Source organism: Candidatus Nomurabacteria bacterium, assembly GCA_023898565.1.
Lineage (GTDB): Bacteria > Patescibacteriota > Minisyncoccia > Phycocordibacterales > UBA918 > OLB19.
The window spans coordinates 12,588-29,827 of the sequence record CP060228.1; the positions used below are offsets into that span (position 1 = coordinate 12,588).

General features: G+C 48.1%; 14 protein-coding genes. 1 reads left to right on the forward strand and 13 read right to left on the reverse strand.

The window, feature by feature from the left end; genetic code table 11:
- Positions 1–37 precede the first annotated feature (37 nt).
- Positions 38–508: a transcription elongation factor GreA gene (gene greA / locus H6780_00080; protein ID USN88810.1), complete on the reverse strand. Its 471-nt coding sequence runs from the start codon at positions 506–508 to the stop codon at positions 38–40.
- A gap of 225 nt (positions 509–733) precedes the next feature.
- Here greA and H6780_00085 point away from each other — a divergent pair, with 225 nt between their 5' ends.
- Positions 734–1,420: an EAL domain-containing protein gene (locus H6780_00085; GenBank protein USN88811.1), complete on the forward strand. Its 687-nt coding sequence runs from the start codon at positions 734–736 to the stop codon at positions 1,418–1,420.
- Positions 1,421–1,451: 31 nt separating this feature from the next.
- Here the strand turns inward: H6780_00085 and H6780_00090 are convergent, their stop codons facing one another.
- The 12 genes from H6780_00090 to H6780_00145 all read right to left on the reverse strand — a co-directional run bounded on the left by H6780_00090 (position 1,452) and on the right by H6780_00145 (position 17,148).
- On the reverse strand, positions 1,452–3,194 hold the full coding sequence (locus H6780_00090) for a hypothetical protein (GenBank protein ID USN88812.1): 1,743 nt from the start codon (positions 3,192–3,194) through the stop codon (positions 1,452–1,454).
- Positions 3,191–3,457, reverse strand: coding sequence for a hypothetical protein (locus H6780_00095; GenBank protein USN88813.1), 267 nt, complete (start codon positions 3,455–3,457; stop codon positions 3,191–3,193). Before H6780_00095 ends, H6780_00090 begins: the two co-directional genes overlap by 4 nt.
- 1 nt (position 3,458) lies before the next feature.
- A complete protein-coding gene (locus tag H6780_00100) occupies positions 3,459–4,382 on the reverse strand; it encodes a rod shape-determining protein MreC (GenBank protein USN88814.1) in 924 nt (307 codons plus the stop codon).
- A complete protein-coding gene (locus H6780_00105; protein ID USN88815.1) occupies positions 4,354–5,424 on the reverse strand; it encodes a rod shape-determining protein in 1,071 nt (356 codons plus the stop codon). The genes H6780_00100 and H6780_00105 overlap by 29 nt, the downstream gene beginning before the upstream one ends.
- Positions 5,425–5,512: 88 nt before the next feature.
- Positions 5,513–6,778, reverse strand: coding sequence for a prolyl-tRNA synthetase (locus H6780_00110; GenBank protein USN88816.1), 1,266 nt, complete (start codon positions 6,776–6,778; stop codon positions 5,513–5,515).
- Between the two features lie 34 nt (positions 6,779–6,812).
- Complete coding sequence (locus H6780_00115) at positions 6,813–7,910, reverse strand: site-2 protease family protein (protein ID USN88817.1); 1,098 nt, start codon at positions 7,908–7,910, stop codon at positions 6,813–6,815.
- A gap of 6 nt (positions 7,911–7,916) precedes the next feature.
- Positions 7,917–8,459, reverse strand: a complete 543-nt coding sequence (gene frr, locus H6780_00120) for a ribosome recycling factor (GenBank protein USN88818.1) — start codon at positions 8,457–8,459, stop codon at positions 7,917–7,919.
- 49 nt (positions 8,460–8,508) lie between these two features.
- A complete protein-coding gene (locus H6780_00125) occupies positions 8,509–9,033 on the reverse strand; it encodes a hypothetical protein (GenBank protein ID USN88819.1) in 525 nt (174 codons plus the stop codon).
- 83 nt (positions 9,034–9,116) lie between these two features.
- Positions 9,117–10,826 carry a hypothetical protein gene (locus tag H6780_00130; protein ID USN88820.1) on the reverse strand — a complete coding sequence of 570 codons (1,710 nt, stop codon included), beginning with the start codon at positions 10,824–10,826 and terminating at the stop codon, positions 9,117–9,119.
- 49 nt (positions 10,827–10,875) lie between these two features.
- Positions 10,876–13,098 carry a hypothetical protein gene (locus tag H6780_00135; protein ID USN88821.1) on the reverse strand — a complete coding sequence of 741 codons (2,223 nt, stop codon included), beginning with the start codon at positions 13,096–13,098 and terminating at the stop codon, positions 10,876–10,878.
- Between the two features lie 10 nt (positions 13,099–13,108).
- On the reverse strand, positions 13,109–15,880 hold the full coding sequence (locus tag H6780_00140) for a DUF87 domain-containing protein (GenBank protein USN88822.1): 2,772 nt from the start codon (positions 15,878–15,880) through the stop codon (positions 13,109–13,111).
- 254 nt (positions 15,881–16,134) lie between these two features.
- Complete coding sequence (locus H6780_00145; GenBank protein ID USN88823.1) at positions 16,135–17,148, reverse strand: rod shape-determining protein; 1,014 nt, start codon at positions 17,146–17,148, stop codon at positions 16,135–16,137.
- Between the last annotated feature and the right edge of the window lie 92 nt (positions 17,149–17,240).

The window sequence follows — 17,240 nt, forward strand, 5'->3', positions numbered from 1 at the left end:
GAAAGGCCGGTCGCTTTGCGACCGGCCTTTCTGCACATTACTCAACCTTCAGCACTTTGTACTTCTGTTTTCCAACTGGCGTTTCAAATTCAAACTCATCTCCCTTCTTCTTTCCCATCAGAGCTTCGCCAAGTGGTGAAAGGTATGACAACCGGCGCTCGTGAATATTGGCTTCATCTGAACCGACAATTGTATATTCCTTTTTATCTTTATCACCAGACTTTTGAATTGCCACCACCGAACCAAGTCCAACAACATCGCCATGCTTATCGTGAGAAACAATCTTTGCCTCCTTGATAGTCTTTTCAAGATACGTAATACGCTCCTCAATGGCTGCTTGCATGTCGCGCGCTTCCTGATATTCAGCGTTTTCTGAGAGGTCTCCGAGGCTGCGGGCGTATTCAAGCGACTCAGCAACCTCCTTTCGCCGCACGGTTTTAAGGTGATCGAGTTCTTTCTTTAATTCATCGAACTTCTCTGGGGTCAAAAAGGCTTGTGTGTCATTCATATGCAAAAAAATTTCTCTCATTATACGCATGAACACAGCTGGGTCAACTTGTGCACAAACTCCGTTATAAAAAGCACTGTATTCATAGGTCCGCCAATACTATTGACATAATTTATTAAAGTTATATAGTTTACCCAGCTTTACATCCGATTTGGCTTGCTCACTTTTCCACCGATTTGTGAGCACGTCGCTCACAAAAAAGAGGTGACCCAAATGGAAGTAGGAATGAACCTTCAACCACTCGCCTCTCGGCGAGGCAGTTCTACACATTTTGAAGCATTAGGAAGAGGTATCTTCCCGGACGGCACCGTACTCAGTCCACCCGCCTTTATTGGTGAGCTCGAGAGCGTTGCCGCTTTCGACCTGGCAGTCGCCAACCTAGCACTCAGCGTTGCTGCAAAATACCGCAGCATTAGTATCAGCATCAACGCAAGCGAAGAACTCCTCTCGAATGAATTCCTGGTGAATACACTCATTCGGAACATTCATCGCTCTGGAGTACGAACTAAGCGCATCTGCGTTGAGGTGCTCGAAGAGTGCAATTTGAATCTCGATGGCGAAGTGGTACACAACATGATTCGCCTGGCAAATGCTGGTATCTGCTTTGCACTCGACGACGTACCTTGCTGCCGCCAGGCAGAGGATGTCTTCCGACTTCTTCGCCATCCAAGCATCAGCGCAATACGCCGCGGCTGTCGAGTCAAACTCGACAAAGGAGCCTTGATTGACCATCTTCTCGACTCTCCTTGTGAGGTCAAGTGGTACATCAGAGAAATCCACACCGCGGGCTTTCTGGTCATTGCGGAAGGTGTTGAAACAGCTGCGCAATTCGAGCTTCTCTTGAAACTCGGCGCAGACTATCAGCAAGGCTACTATATCGGGAAACCGGTACATCCGAGCCTGCTTCATTGAAAATAAGGGCGCACCTTCGGTGCGCCCTTTCCTATTCCCCTTCAGCAACCTCCTCCGCTTCTAAACCAAGATACTCAGGACGATTCTGACTCATCCATTCAAATACCTGACCCATGATAGTGGTTGCGCCAAGCCGGTTGGCACGCGGCGCCTTGTCCATCATGAGGATGAAAGCGTACTGAGGATCTTCATACGGCCAAAAGCCGGCCGCCCAAGAGTTTACATACGCATTCCCTGCACCGATTTCTGCCGTACCAGACTTTGCGGCCACCGCTACATCTTTACGCTCAAGGCCACGTGCCGTACCACCGTTATATACCACCGTCTTACGCATTCCTTCATGAATAATTTGCAGATAGTCGGGATTAAGCCCAATGTCTTTTGATTCACCCACCTCACCTTTTATTACATGCGGATTAATGAGCGTACCGCCATTGGCCAGTGCGCCGTAGGCGCGCAGCATTTGAATTGGTGTTGCCAAAAAACCAAACTGACCAATCGCAGTAAAATACGTGTCGCCAAGCCGCCAATCATCATGAAAGACTTCTTCTTTCCATGCTGGATCCGGCACTACTCCAGCCTGTTCCTGAGCCAGCGGGATACCGGTCTTTTCACCCATACCAAAGCGACGATAATTGGCAGCCATCTTAGTAATACCAAGTCCTTGCATAGCTGAATCAATCCCCGCCTGCGGCGCAGCAATGTCAGGCAAGCCACCACCGATGATGTAAAAATAAATGTTTGATGAAAATGCAATCGCTTCCCGCATAGTCATAGCGCCGTGTGCGCGCCAGTCATTGAAGTATGATGGCTGACTGGGATTATATGGATTTGGAATGGTAAGTGTACCATTACTATAGACTACTTTATTGGGATCAATGATATGGTTTTCGAGAGCACCATATGCCACAAATGGCTTCACAATCGACCCAGGAGTATACGCACCACCAATCACTTTATTCAAAAACGGCATCTGCGGGTCATTGTTGTACTGCTGAATCAGCTCAATATCATCACCATCAGCCATTACTTCTGGGTCGTACGACGGGAAGCTGGTAAGCGCGATGATTTCACCAGTATGCACATCCATAATCGCTCCTGCACCACTACGAAAACCAGCCTGAATAGTTGAAGTCGCGATAATGTCATACATCGCCTCTGAAAGTTCAGCATCAATCGATAAGTCCAACTCCCCTCCCGAAACCGGCGCATCAATCGCGAACTCACTAATCACATCACTGAGCGCATCAACTTGCACAATTTTGCTACCGTTATTGCCTTTCAGCAGATCGTCATACGCCAGCTCTACCCCACTGCGACCAAGATAGTCAGTTCGAAAAAAAAATCCTCGTGCGTCCTTTTTGGGATAGCTTACATACCCGAGCACTTGACCGAGCCCTGCTCGATTAGTATACGCACGAATTGGAAAATCATACTCGCCGGACTCGTCCACTTCGTTCCAAATCATCATCTCACCACGACGGTCATACACCACCCCTCGCTCGGCAATAATGAGTGCTTTATCTACACTGTTATTCTCCGCAATTTTCAGATACTCCTCACCTTTGACAATCTGCAGCGAGTAAATTTGCATAAAAAATACTGCAACGATGATAAAGAAAAGCGCGCCAATCGTCCACACGCTGCGCTTTGCGATTGGCAATTCCCGCTTGCCTTCCATACGCGCATAGTTAAAAGCAGGGATGTTTGAGGCGTCCAACAACACCTCTTCAACATCTACTTGTCGACTATATCTATCGCGTAATTTTTTCATAAGTCAGTATCGCCAAGCCGCGCAACCTTTGGTCGTACATATTCCACCAACAGATACCACACGACCGAAAAAATGCTTAGGTACGGCACACTTTCAAAGTTTCCAAAATAACCGTCAATTAAAAATGCTAGTGGTATCAACGACGCGCCACCAAATTGATAGCTAAAAATAATTATAAGCAAGACCGCTGCAAATAACCAATTCTGTAGAATCGCGAGCGCAAGCAAGAAATATAACGTTATTGCAGTGATGGCTCTTTTCATACTACTCTTGAAGTACTTCCTGATTATTTGTAGATGTCGGCGTACTGGTTGAAACTGGTTCTAAATGCAACTCGGACGCCAACAATCGCTGCTCAATCAGCCTTCGAATTCGCTGGTCAATTTCGTCAGTCGATCTGGCAACCTGTGACTGTTTGCCAACCGCCACTTGATATACGCCAGATAACGCTACATCGGGCGAAATGTAACCGTATTGTTCTGGCTGTGTTGGTTCATTTTCAACGTACGCAATACGGCCATATACACCAGGCTCAACGCTTGGTAAATACACCATATCACCCACAACCAGTGGCACTCCCTGCGGCACTCGCACACGAGCAACTCCGCCTCCCACACCCTCCATCGGCACCACCACATCAGGCCCGGAAACAAAAGCTGAAGCGCGAAAACCAGGAGTCGTAATCAGCTCAACGAAAGAATAGGTATCTGCTGCGTGCACAACCAAGCCAATCACAACATCCTTTCCCAAAAAAACCGGTGAGCCAACCTCTACACCATGGTCTCGTCCGCGATCAATTTGCAACAAATCATACGGCAGCTCATTGGGCCGAGCAATCACTGCAGCCGCGACTCGGCTCTCATTGGCTGCACCGAGCAATGCTCGTAATCGATTATTTTCTTCCAGCAACCGATTTTGACTAAGTGTATTTTGGCTCGCTACAACCAGTTGATATTTAAGATTTTCAATTTCCGCGGCCAAATTTTTGCGATCACGATAAAACACCGGCACGAGACTGGATGACTCATTAAGCCAACTATGTACAACATGCACTGGCGCAATAAGAATGCTTGAAACCGATGATACTACTCGAGGCACCTGCATTGCGATAAACAACGCAAGGAAGCTCACCATCACGGTCTTGACTATCTTCTGACGCTTAGAGCTGTGTCGCGATCGCACCTTCATGATCAATTAAGATTTCTTTATATTCATCAATGTTTTCAATCACAATGCCCGCACCGCGAATGACCGCGCGAAGCGGATCAGGCACCACAATAACCGGCACTTGAAGCTCATGCTCCAAAAGCGGGGCCAGACCAGGAATAAGCGCACCACCGCCTGAAAGATGAATTCCCCGCTGCATAATATCGGCCAAAACTTCTGGAGGAGTAGTCTCAAGCACTGATCGAACCGTTTCAACCATCGTATCAACCTGCCCAGCCACTGCATCACGCACGTCCGTATCAGTAATGACCACCTCACGTGGCAAACCAGTCACCACATCACGCCCACGAGCAACTAATTCTTTGCCAGACTCACCATGCGCGATGGAGGCTAGAGCAATCTTCGCGTCCTCAGCCGTTTTCTCGCCCACATGAACCTTGAACTGATCACGTATGTACGACATAATCGACGCATTAAGATGATCTCCGGCCACTTTAAGATTGCGAGAGACCACCAATCCATTCAGTGACAGCACCGCAATGTCAGTCGTCCCCCCGCCAATATCAACAATCATACTACCGACTGCTTTTTGAATTGGTAGTTTCGCACCGATTGCCGCGGCCACCGGCTCTTCAATGAGAAACACATCGCGAGCACCAGCGTTTTTCGCTGCGTCACGCGCTGCGCGCATTTCTACGTTAGTAATTCCAGACGGTACCCCAATCAACATACGCGGTGCGATTAGAGATCGCATTTCACTACGCACCTTACCTATTAGATACGCAAGCATTTCCTCTGCCACCTCAAAGTCTGAAATCACGCCATCTACGAGTGGACGAACCACTTCAATATGTTGTGGCGTGCGTCCCTGCATAGCCTTTGCTTCATTACCAACCGCTACCAGCTGTCCTGTTTTTTTGTTAATTGCTACGATAGTGGGCTCATTGAGCACAATACCCTTGCCTTTCACGTACACGAGCGTATTAGCGGTACCTAGGTCAATCGCCACATCAGTGGACACAGTCGAAAGTAACGCGTCGAATTGTCGCTTAAAAACGTTCATTTGAAGGCTATTGTACTATGAGATGCCCGCGAAAACAAAAAAGCGGGCGAAGACCTTCGGTCTTCGCCCGCTTTTTTGTTTTCGCGGGCTAATTATCTGCCACATCGTCAAAATCAGCATAGAGCTCTTCTTCGGTCAAATTCCTCACTTCTCCAGTCGCTCGTGTCACCACCTCAAACGTACCTGCTTCACGACCCTTACGACTCACCACCACGCGATATGGAATACCAATGAGATCACTGTCGGCAAACTTCTCGCCAGGGCGTACATCACGATCGTCAAATAACACCTCCGCGCCACGCGCCTTAAGCGCAGCGTAGATACCATCAGCCCAATCACGAACTTCTTCATCTTCAAGGTTGAGCCCTACCAGATGCACTGTAAACGGCGCAATACTTTCAGGCCAGACAATCCCCTTCTCATCGGACAGCAGGTCGACCACCGTACCCATTGAGCGTGCAGGGCCAATACCATAAGAACCCATGATGACTGGCTTGACTTCCCCTGTTTCATCTTTATACGTAAGCCCGATGGCCTCAGAAAACTTGGTACCAAGTGAGAAAATATTCCCCACCTCGATACTCTTTCGTTCTTCGAGCTCATCGCGCGTAACACCAAGCTCGGATAAATCTGCCTCTTGGAGCACTTCTTCATTAATTGCGATTCCTTTCCCTTCAGATACATACACAACATCTTCTCCTGCATCAGCCAGAGTCTGGTACTCATGACTAAACTTACTGAAGGCGCCACCAGACGCAAATGTTTTGTACGTCTTGTCGCCGATCCCTAAACGCTTATATACACGTTCATATGCAGCCGCAATTGCTTCATACATCTCGTCGTGTTGCTCTTGGGTAGCAGCAAATGAATACAAGTCCTTCATCCAAAATTCACGCGTTCGCATAATACCGCTCTTGGCACGCATTTCATTGCGGAACTTTGTTTGAATCTGATACGCTGAAAACGGCAAATCTTTATACGAAGACACAAACTGACGCATAATGTCGGTAATCACTTCTTCGTGCGTCCAGCCAAAACCAATCTCACCTCCGGCCTGCAGCTCCGACTTAAACCATACATCCACCTTTTCATCACTCCATCGGTCGGTCTTTTTCCACAGCTCAGGATCCTGCAAGCTTGGCATGAACATCTCGACACTCCCCACCGCATTCATCTCTTCTCGAATGATACGATTGATTTTTTCGACCACCCGAAGTCCGAGTGGTAAAAACGTGTAGGCGCCGGCCATATTTTTGTGAATGTAGCCAGCACGAATCAAGAGCTGCGCATTCTTAGCCACTTCATCGGCCGGCGCCTCTTTTTTGGTTCTCGTAAACAGTTTTGTTTGTCGCATAATGTTTGGATTCTATAGATATTCTTTTGGTTGTCTAGAGGAGACGGGAGATGTCATTGTAGGTCACTGCAATCATCAGGAGCATCAAGATAGCAAAGCCAACTAAATTGATGCGACCGGCCCACTCTGCCGGAATACGCTTTCCTGTCACTGCTTCAATTGCCACAAAGACTAGCCGTCCACCATCAAGCGCTGGGAACGGCAGGAGATTGATGACCGCAAGATTCAATGAGATGATGGCGGTAAACGTAAGGAGCGCTGTCACACCAAAGGCTGCCGCATCACCTACCATCCCCACAATCCCAACTGGTCCAGCCACCTGAGAAAAGTCGGCCTGGCCGACAAACGCTTCTTTAATGAGCGTAAAGAGGCCGATTGTAATGTCACCAAAAGCGGTGTACGTGGTCACGAAACCATCCTTCACAGCCTCAAAAAAACCAACTTTTTGCAACTCAACTAGGGTAAGAGAAGCACCAACTACATACTGTTCTGGATTGTCTACAATTAGTCCTTGCTGTGGCGACAATGAAACCGTCTTTGTTTCTTCGCCGTATGTGTAGGTTACAAAAATTGGCTCTGGTGCCGCCTGCTGCACCAGGTCGCTAAAGTTCGTCGGAGTAGGCACATCAATCACCCTGTCGCCAAATGAGAGGCTTTCTACTACAGCACCAGGCGGTAAGGCAACTGCTGGACTATCAGGCAATGTACCAGCGACGTACAGCTCTGCCTTGTCGGTAGCGACAGCCTCATCAACCGGGGTCGGTACGCCAATCATGTACGTCAACGAAAAGAGAAACCAAGCAAACAAAATGTTCATGGTCACTCCCGCCACCAACACCAGAGCTTGTGCCCACTTTGGTCGTGAACTAAAACCCCGCCCTTTATCTGCCTCGGCTACATCAGCGGTGACCACATCATCATAATTTTCTCCCCAGATTTTAACAAAGCCACCGATTGGCAAGGCGTTGAACGTGTATTCTGTTTCCCCTTTCTTTACGCCATACAATTTTGGTGGGAAACCAATACCAAACTCGTCAACACGCATGCCGGTTTTTTTTGCCACAATAAAATGTCCCCACTCATGAACCAGAACCAAGACAAAGAGAACAAGAAGAAAAATCAGAACAGACATAATTAACTACTTTTTAAGCTCTTGATCTTTATGGTTATACAACTCTTCTAGCTCCTTGTTTACCGCATCAATTGCCACCTGCACCGCGTCACGCTTGGTGAAACGCTCATCTTCACTGATGTCACCATCTTTTTCAGCCTTTTCAATCGCCTTCATCGCTTCATCACGAATCGCACGCACGGCAATGCGTGCATCTTCATGCTTCGCCTTGGCAAGCTTTAGGAGCTGCTCGCGACGCTCTGAGGTGAGCTCTGGAAAAATAACTCTAAGTCCAGCTGAGTCGGCAACTACAGAGACACCGAGCTCAGCATCACGAATTGCCTGTTCAACCTTCCCCACCTGTGAACTATCCCACAGTGAAAGTCGGAGTGTTCGTGCGTCTTCAATCCCAATACTACCTACCTGATTGAGTGGCATAAATGATCCGTAACTCTCTACTTTAACACCGTCCAGTAGACCTGGATTTGCTTGACCCGTGCGAATACCTGCGTACTCCTTCTGAAGCCAGTCTTTTGTTTCTGCTAAACGTTGTTTAATATCTGTATCCATACTTTCCTTACATTAACTTTAAACTTCAGTGTATCACTATTACAGCCGCCTACGAAAGTGGCAATGTCAGCGCCATGTGCTCAAATAACATCTTGTTTGACGCACCACGCGTAAGCAATAGACGTGCCACATATTCGAGATCCCGCAACGCAATGTCTCGTTGATGTCCGACATAGTGGATAAGTCCACGCTTCATCGCCCGCTGCCAGACAACGTCTTTCTTCTTAAGCGCGGATTCAATTGCAGCAATACGCTCTCCATACGACAACGCCAGAAACACGGAAAATTCCTGGTCGACTTCTTCTGCCTCAACCAACGTAGTTGACTGCTCAAAGCGCGATAAAAGAGTTGGTAAAAGTACCAAGTCTGGCGACACCACAAACAAGAAACTTGTTGACAGCGGGGGTTCTTCAAGCACTTTAAGGAGTGCGTTTTGAGCTTCATGCGTAATAAAATTTGTCTGCACAATCAATTGCTGGAGCGACAATTCTTGTGGACGTTGATACGCACGCTCAATTAAGCGACGAGCATCGTCAATACCAAACGTTTCTAACACCACAAAAACCTGTTCCATTTCTGGCTTTCTGGTTACTAGATAGTCACACGGGCAAACAGACCTAACTATAGTTGCGTGATGAGGCATCGACATACCAGACATTATGGCTGGTGTTTCTTTTTTTGCAAATCAATAATGTGGCGAATCACGCGACGAAGATAGTGTTCGAACGTTTCCCCTTGTTCGTAAATAATACCTTGCTCATAGCGCCAGCCGTTCATGTAATCAGTAATACTTTGCTTTATTTCTTGAGTTGCTCCTTCAAAACGTCCGGCAAGAAGGAGCGGAATTTGTAGTGTCGAAATCTTCTTAAAAAGTGGATGTTCGCGTCCTTTTGCACCAGTACCAAATAAGCCACTTTTCTTAAATAACGACCACTCTGAGAGCAGCTGCTGCAATCCATCATCAACTTCTTTGGTAAATAACGGATCACCACTTACAGATGACGACGCGATATCGGCCGGCGAGAGAAGGTCGTCCGGGGACCGAAGCCTATCCTTGGCATCAGCAAGGGACGCAGCTTTTTGGGCTTTGTTCAATGCAGTGTTAACAGGCGGTTTAAGTGTATCAGTAGCTGGACCCCAAGCAGACTCTATTTCTCCTTCGGAACGCTTACCTGGAATCGGAGCAGGTGCCCCGGCCGGAGCTTCGACTTTTGCTGTCGCTGACACTTTACTTACAGCGGAAACATCAAGGTCGTAGCCTGAAATACTATTTTCAACCTTTTCAAGTCTCGCTGCAGCCTTTGGACTTTCCGCTATTTCAACTTCAGACGTAGCTTCATGTATCTCTTCCACAACAGCTGAAATAGGCGCTTCTTCTGACGAAGGAGAACCTTCTGCCTCAATAGGTGTCGATTCTACAGCTGGCTCCGAAATCGGATCAGCGGCTGGTTCAGGAGTAACTGCAGACACTTCTGTTTTCTCGGCCGGCTTAGTCGATGGTTCAGTTCCTCGCTCTTTGATCGTTTTTTCAACCGCCTGGTACGCTGTCTCAAGACGTTGCATGGCAGTTATAGCTGACGACCCGCTATTTATTTTTTTCATCGCATCAAGCAATGAAGCCATGTACTCACGGCCGACGGCATTATCGATATTTACGAGATTAACGGGATTGCCAACCTTGTCGTTGACCAGTGATTTAATTTCGCGAATTCTTTGGAGCGCTGCGTCTGGGCTATATCCTGCTACCGGAGCCTCAACCGGAACAGGTGGCACGGCAGTCTCCGCTGGCGCAATCGATTGAGCGGGCGCTGCTGGAGCTGCAGACGAAGCCGGCGAAGTGGCCGGTGTAACAGATTCTGAAGCGGCAACGGGCGCCGACTCAGCTACCGGAGACGGCTGTGTCATTGGCATTGGTTCTGCAGACGCAACTACGGCATCCAGCTGAGGAGAAGACTCTACCGCAGGAACTGTGGTAGACACGTCAACAGATTCTTGCGCGGTAGATTCTGTTGGAGCTGCCGGAGCGGCAGTTCCCGGGGCAGCGACCGGAACAAACTGCGCCGGTGCTGACACAGAAAAACTTGGAGCTGGTCGAGACGAACCAAAACCTTTCACTTCAGATGCAGAAGCGGTAGAGACTAATGGTGTAATTCCATAAGTGAGCACCTTTTGTTGAATAGTAATACGCACCGAATGGTCGCGTCCGCCGTTAGTGTACAATAAGACTAAGTCTCGTAGCTCATTTTTCTCGACAGGAGAAAGCTCGCTCGCTCGAATAGCTGCAAGTAAAGACATCACTCCTTTTTGGGTTTCAAGATCAAATGCAAACTGCGCGGGGCTGCCCGCTAAAGAACTATCGTTCGCCATATACGGCAATCATATCATTCTTTATTTGGTGCGCGAACATAAGAAGCGTCTAAACCTGTGAATTGTTGGCAACTGATTCGCGTGCAAAAATCATTTCAGACTCAATTACCCAGCGCGCATAGAGCTCACCAAAACGCAAAGCTGTATCTTCACCCACTACCGTCTGCATTTCTTCGATCATATCAATCCAAGCTAGAAACGTTTCGTATTTGATATTTTGCTCCGCAAGGATTGAGCGCACTTCACGATCAGCTGCAAGTTGCAAAATTTCACCGACGGTCTGCTCCTCCATGAACAGAAAGGCACTGGCCTTTTCTTCACCGAGCCATCGCTCAAACACATCAGTAGTCTTAGACTCAATTTGTGTAACGATGGTGTCAAGCATGCGCTCAAACGCGGCAGGTGACGTGTAGTGACTAACAATAAACTCTTGGTAAAACGGTGAGCTAAGATACAGCTTGGTTAAAGAGCGCTTATCATGCTCTGGTGTTGCAGGAAATATTTTTGGAGTAAGAGAGGGCACAACAGCTGACACAGGGTCCCTTTTTTCAAGCTTTGCTACCAGAGCCGACGGCTCTGACGTCATTTCCGTATCTATTATCTGAGCGTCAGCCTCAGCAGCTGTATACACTACCGAATGCTTCTTCCGTCTCGTTTTACTACGCTTAGCGGCCCGAAGTGCGACCCTAATCGCTAAATCGACTGACTCATCGTCACCACTCACAGGCAGCGAGTAGTGCTGTGGTGCCTGCACGCCAAACTCTGGCTGCTCTGTTTCTCCTTCTGGTAATAATTGTTCATGATGTTTGACTTGTTGATTAGGTACGTCTATCGCTCGTATGAGGTTTTTAATTTCAAGCAAATCATCTTCATCAAAGCCGGCTGGTGGAATAAACGACAGTTTTCGAATGAGTTTATCAACCATAATTTGCTTACGCTGGTCTTGAATAAAAGCCTGATTACGATCACGCTCAATAAGCAACACTTCGCGCATTTTACGAGCAAGGGACACGCCAGACTCGCCCACTTCAGGTATAGCTACACCACACACCACGAGCCACTCTGCTTCGTGACTTATAACATACTCTTCAAGCAAGTGATATGTTGCAATTTTTTCTGCTTTTGATTTTGAAGATTCGGCAAAAGCCTCTTTACATTTTCGCTCCAACATCCGCGCAGTCCGAAGCGTGTCTGAATCAAACGGCAAACTGGCGGTGATTCTTCGCATAATTTCAGCTATCCGCTTAGACAAGACCGACACTTCAGGTGTATCGCGCAATGCCTGCACATACTGAGTCAAAGCAGCTAAATGCTCAGCCTGCACAGAGGGTGAAGCACCACTTGTGATACTTTCCTGCACAGTAAGATACAAAGCATCTGCCGTACTGCGCTCCATTGGTGCATAGAAAGGATGTTGTACCACTGTCCGCATAAGCACATCGGCCGTTTCCTTAACCGAAGAAGAAGGTGTCGCACTCTCTATCTCCACCGCTTCTTCCAAGAGAGCAGCGACACCTGGGCGCGCAGCAGCTGTCGTCGTGCCGGTCGTGACCGACTGGAAGCGTTGCTGCGTATTCTGCTCAATTGTAGTTGCCTGTTCAGACACTTGCTTTAAAATTGCAATATACTGCACTTTAGCTTGTTGCAGAACATCAACATCTCGAACACTCGATCGACTGTTCCTAATTCGGTCTTGCAAAGTTTTTACTTTTCCTTGTAATTCTGTAAGTTGGTCAATTACAGCTCCAACCGGAACCTTCTCTACTGAGAGCTGGTTCAACACTCGAGCCTTCACTGCTTCCAGATACACCGCCGCCCGACTGATAGCCTCTTCAATCTCACGGTACACCAACCCCGCCGCATCTACCTCTTGGCCGGCCTCCGCTTCCATTTTTTGCACATGCTTCCCTCCTGCAACGCTATACACACTTTCAATAAAATCACGCAGAATCATCAAATCATCGTAACAACGCTGCATTTGCGCAACCGCACGCTCGGGTAATTCGCCACCATTTTCAACGACTGCTTGAGCGCGTCTTGAGTCCCGCTGCATATCTCCCCAGAGTTGATGGAGCGTAGCGAACACTTCTTCGCCAGCAACGCCAGACAGTGCCAGTCGCACATATTTGTCTGCTCGCGCGGTGGTTTCAAACTGTCGCGCAACTTGATACACCTCGCGCACAGACAGCAAAAAAGCTTGCAATCCCGCTGGTTGAGACAAATCAATCGTGTCTTGTTTGTTGGCGCTTATCACAGTGACTTCAGTGGACATAGTTATTACCTTAGAGTCCAAATCCTGGCGGTGGCGGCACGGGTGGCACCGGTTTCTTATAGCGCGCCTGGATTTCCGCCTCAATCTCTGCCCGTGGCCGGCCCCAGCGCTCGTAGCTTTCTGCAATCATGCGAGCCACTTTGGTTTGGTCAGCTTCATGTGGTGGCATGGTCGCGATACTAAATGGCTTCGCTGGCGTACCATTTGCCAAGACGCGCATAAAGGCATTGCGATTAGGCACGTTCATCAAATCATTCGCCGAGAAGACCGAACCAAACTGCGGCTCAAGCACCTGCGCATCTTCGTTGCCGACGCGAAACGCAGCCATTGAACCCACGTTTCCAAACACCGCATCTTTAATAACTGGGTCGAGCTGCGCAATAAACTGGTGCGCAACCGTAAGTCCCAACTTGTACTTACGCGCCTCTGAGAGAATTGAGGCAATGGCAGGAGTGGAGATATTTTGGAATTCGTCGATATGTAGATAGAACGGCGGAAATGACATGGTCGGGTCGTCTACACGAGAGAGTGCCGCCATCAAAATCTTACCAACAAAAATCATACCGATAAGGTTGGCGTTGATTTCGCCCAAGCGACCTTTTGATAGGTTTACCAAAAGAATCTTGCGCTCATCCATGAGCTGGCGGAAATTAAATGAGCTGGTCTGCTGACCAATAATTGGTCGAATGTAGTCGTTGGCGGTAAGCGGATCAATCTTTGAGACAATGTACGGCACAATATTTTCAAGCGATGCTTCACCGCCAGCTTTACCGGCAATCTCACGCCAGAATTGAATCACGACTGGATTAGTCGCTTTCTCAAGCTTCTTCCGACGAAACTGCGCATCAGCCATCACCCGACCAATATCCATGAGCGTATTGCCGCTCTCTGGATCTTCCATTACGAGCATAGTTGCATTACGGAAGTACTGCTCGAACATTGGCCCCATCGACTCGGGATTGGCCCCATACAACTTCTGGAAAATAGACAAAAGCTCGTTCACGATAAACGTCTTCTGTTCAGGCTTCGTCACATCGTACTCGAGCATATTAAGCCCAATTACCCGATCCATATATGACGGATCGAAGTAAATAACATCTTTCTCACGCTCTGGCGGCACCGCTCCTAACACGTCCACAATGTCCGTACCATGCGGATCAATCATACACACACCAGCACCAGACTGGATGTCTTGGTTGATGAGATTTTTAAGGAACACCGACTTACCAGTACCCGTCTGCCCAATCACATAGAAGTGACGCATGCGGTCGAGCTCGGCCATGTATGCTGGCTTTTCAGCTCCCTGATGTTTATTGATACCAAGCAGTGTACCCTCGCTCGGCATTTCTGTCTGCATTGGTGCAGTCTTAGCATATGACTGTTTAAACTGCGACGCAGCCACCACGCCGTCGGCCGGAAAATGCAGCATGGTTGAAAGCTCCTCTACCGATAAAGGCACGATAGTTTTGGCGGACAACTGACGGAATGAAAACGCTCGCTGTGCATGCCGTAGATGCACTCCTTTTTGTGGAATGAATGAAAATTGATTGCTATCTTCTCGATCGAATTGATTAAAAGAAGCCTGTAATTCACGCATAATTTGCTCGGCTCGCGAAAATTCTGAGGCTGATACTGCCATTCGTATATTTGCCTCAACAACTGGCGTCTCCAACTTCTTCTTAAACTTCTCAAGTTCGACCGTGTCAATTTCCTTCGGCTGCTCAGGTTCATTTGGATTTTTCTTTGACGCAAAAAACATGTCACTCACCGATGCCAGCAAATCCCCTGCTACCGTACTGCGCGCAATTGCCTCTTTTGGCTTCGTCCCTTTTTCGACTGCTCGCACTATCCCATCAAACTGTTTACGATAATCCTTACTTGGGTACCGCAAGACAAACTGCAGTGCAGCACCACCACCTTCACGTTCAATTTTTGAAAACGCATTCATTACAACCTCAAGTGGATCTGTCGCAAAGACGTCGTGCGTTTTTAGTGGATAGATTGGATGCTTCTTCAGCACCACATCTGAAATCAGCGTATGCCCACCGTCAACGTAGATATTGTAATCATGCGGCTGTTCAGTAAGCACGGCTTGCGGAAACAGGGACAGCGTTTGTTTTTCGAACAAGGTCTTAAATTCATTTGGAACTGACACGTAGAAAATAATGTCATCGCTCTTATCAGCCACTGCAATTTCAATCACAAAGTGATTACCTTCCTTCGCTGAGCCAATCGTACGGAGCCCGGCAAATAGCTGCTGCATCTTTCCGACCAGCTCATTGAGATGAGATGCTTGACCATCGGTACTTTTTTGCGGCGGCATGGTCACTTCGTACAGAGTCATGTGGAGCACGTGCCACGGCGGTACACCTTCCTTAAGATCAGCCAGCTGCACACCACTCTTAATCTGCTCTATCAGCTGTCGATGCACTTCATCAATAACATACGCATTGGAAACTTTTTCGAGCACCGTAAGCGCATTACGGACCCCTCGCTCTGCCGCCAACTGCATGATTTCTGTGACCGGATCATGAGCAGTGTCAACCGTACTAACTGACTGTGCCAGCTCTTCACCCTTGAGCTCGTAGGCTGGATCAAGAATAACTTTTGGCGTAAAGCTCACATATTCTCGCAACTGCTCGCGGCCGATTGTTTCAACGTCAGCATCGTCAACCTCAGGCGTACGCTCCAAAAGCACACGCTCACGCTCGGCAATCTGTTGACGCAAAAAGGCAATCTCCTCTTCTGGAGACGAAAACTGCTGCGGAATCCCTTCCTTCATATCTCTATATAGTAACGCACTTATGCAGATAAGTAGTCCACTTAATCCCCGCAATGAAAATAGCCGGACCCTGAAAGGGTCCGGCATAAAGACACTTTTCAAAAATTTAATGCGTTGCCTCCATGATAGTACGCCAGTACTTTTCTCTAGAAAATGAGAAAAGTACTGGCGGAGCTATGCATACAGAAAATATGTTCGCTAGCTCACGATTTTCCAGCAAAGTTCACAATATGTCCTGTGGGCATTTGTTCACTTTATTTTTTCGCCAAGACTGCACGCTTGTAGACATCGAGATGCTCCAGCGCCACTCCTGTTCCCTTAGCAACACAAAAGAGTGCTTGGTCCGCCACTTGCGCCTTTACACCAGTACGCCGGCGAATCAATTCTGGAAAGTTACGCAGCTGCGAAGTGCCCCCAGTCATGATAATGCCGCCATCGATAATATCAGCAGCGAGTTCCGGTGGCGTATTTTGAAACACATCCTTAATTGCCTTAATCATTTCCCGCAGTTCCTTGCCAATCGCTTTTACAATCTCATTACTACGCACTTCAGTAGTGCGCGGCAAGCCAGACACCATGTCACGCCCTTTAATCTCCATCGTGAGCTCTTCTTCAAGCGGCAAAGCTGAACCAACCGTAATTTTAATCTCTTCAGCCGTCTTTTCACCGATAGAGAGATTGCGACTTTTTTTGACATAATCAATAATCGCCGCATCAATGCGATTCCCAGCACATTTCACTGAGTTGGCTGCTACGATACCACCAAGCGAAATCACTGCCGCATCAATCGTCCCGCCACCAATGTCGACAATCATGTGTCCTTGCGGCTCATAAATTGGCACACCAGCACCAATCGCAGCCAAAATTGGCTCCTTCACCACAAACGCATTACGCGCACCGGCTTTCATCGCCGCTTCCACCACTGCTCGGCGCTCGGTCGAAGTTACCCCGGCCGGCACCGACACCATCACGTCAGGACGAAGCAGATTGTACTTACTCATTGACTTACGCAAGAAATAGCGAAGCATTGCCTCAGTCACGCGATAATCAGCAATCACACCGTCTTTCATCGGTCGATAGGCTTTAATACTCTCCGGCGTTCGTCCGATCATAAGCTTAGCTTCGGTGCCAACCGCCAATACTTTATTATCGTCCGACACTGCTACCACCGATGGTTCGTTGAGCACAATCCCCTGACCAGGCACAAACACCAAAATGCTCGTGGTACCAAGATCAATGCCAATCTTTGGGGTAAGGCTGCCAAACATAGTGGGTCAATAGTACCAGTCTTATGTAAAAAGAAAAGGCGCGCCGCGAAGCGGCGCGCCTTTTCTTTTTACCTGCTAATCTAAATCTAGCA

Excerpts from the sequence above, each read along its gene's own strand:
- greA (USN88810.1), bottom strand. The coding sequence starts at position 508 with ATGAATGACACACAAGCCTTTTTGACCCCAGAGAAGTTCGATGAATTA.
- H6780_00085 (USN88811.1), top strand. The coding sequence starts at position 734 with ATGAACCTTCAACCACTCGCCTCTCGGCGAGGCAGTTCTACACATTTT.
- H6780_00090 (USN88812.1), bottom strand. The coding sequence starts at position 3,194 with ATGAAAAAATTACGCGATAGATATAGTCGACAAGTAGATGTTGAAGAG.
- H6780_00095 (USN88813.1), bottom strand. The coding sequence starts at position 3,457 with ATGAAAAGAGCCATCACTGCAATAACGTTATATTTCTTGCTTGCGCTC.
- H6780_00100 (USN88814.1), bottom strand. The coding sequence starts at position 4,382 with ATGAAGGTGCGATCGCGACACAGCTCTAAGCGTCAGAAGATAGTCAAG.
- H6780_00105 (USN88815.1), bottom strand. The coding sequence starts at position 5,424 with ATGAACGTTTTTAAGCGACAATTCGACGCGTTACTTTCGACTGTGTCC.
- H6780_00110 (USN88816.1), bottom strand. The coding sequence starts at position 6,778 with ATGCGACAAACAAAACTGTTTACGAGAACCAAAAAAGAGGCGCCGGCC.
- H6780_00115 (USN88817.1), bottom strand. The coding sequence starts at position 7,910 with ATGTCTGTTCTGATTTTTCTTCTTGTTCTCTTTGTCTTGGTTCTGGTT.
- frr (USN88818.1), bottom strand. The coding sequence starts at position 8,459 with ATGGATACAGATATTAAACAACGTTTAGCAGAAACAAAAGACTGGCTT.
- H6780_00125 (USN88819.1), bottom strand. The coding sequence starts at position 9,033 with ATGGAACAGGTTTTTGTGGTGTTAGAAACGTTTGGTATTGACGATGCT.
- H6780_00130 (USN88820.1), bottom strand. The coding sequence starts at position 10,826 with ATGGCGAACGATAGTTCTTTAGCGGGCAGCCCCGCGCAGTTTGCATTT.
- H6780_00135 (USN88821.1), bottom strand. The coding sequence starts at position 13,098 with ATGTCCACTGAAGTCACTGTGATAAGCGCCAACAAACAAGACACGATT.
- H6780_00140 (USN88822.1), bottom strand. The coding sequence starts at position 15,880 with ATGAAGGAAGGGATTCCGCAGCAGTTTTCGTCTCCAGAAGAGGAGATT.
- H6780_00145 (USN88823.1), bottom strand. The coding sequence starts at position 17,148 with ATGTTTGGCAGCCTTACCCCAAAGATTGGCATTGATCTTGGTACCACG.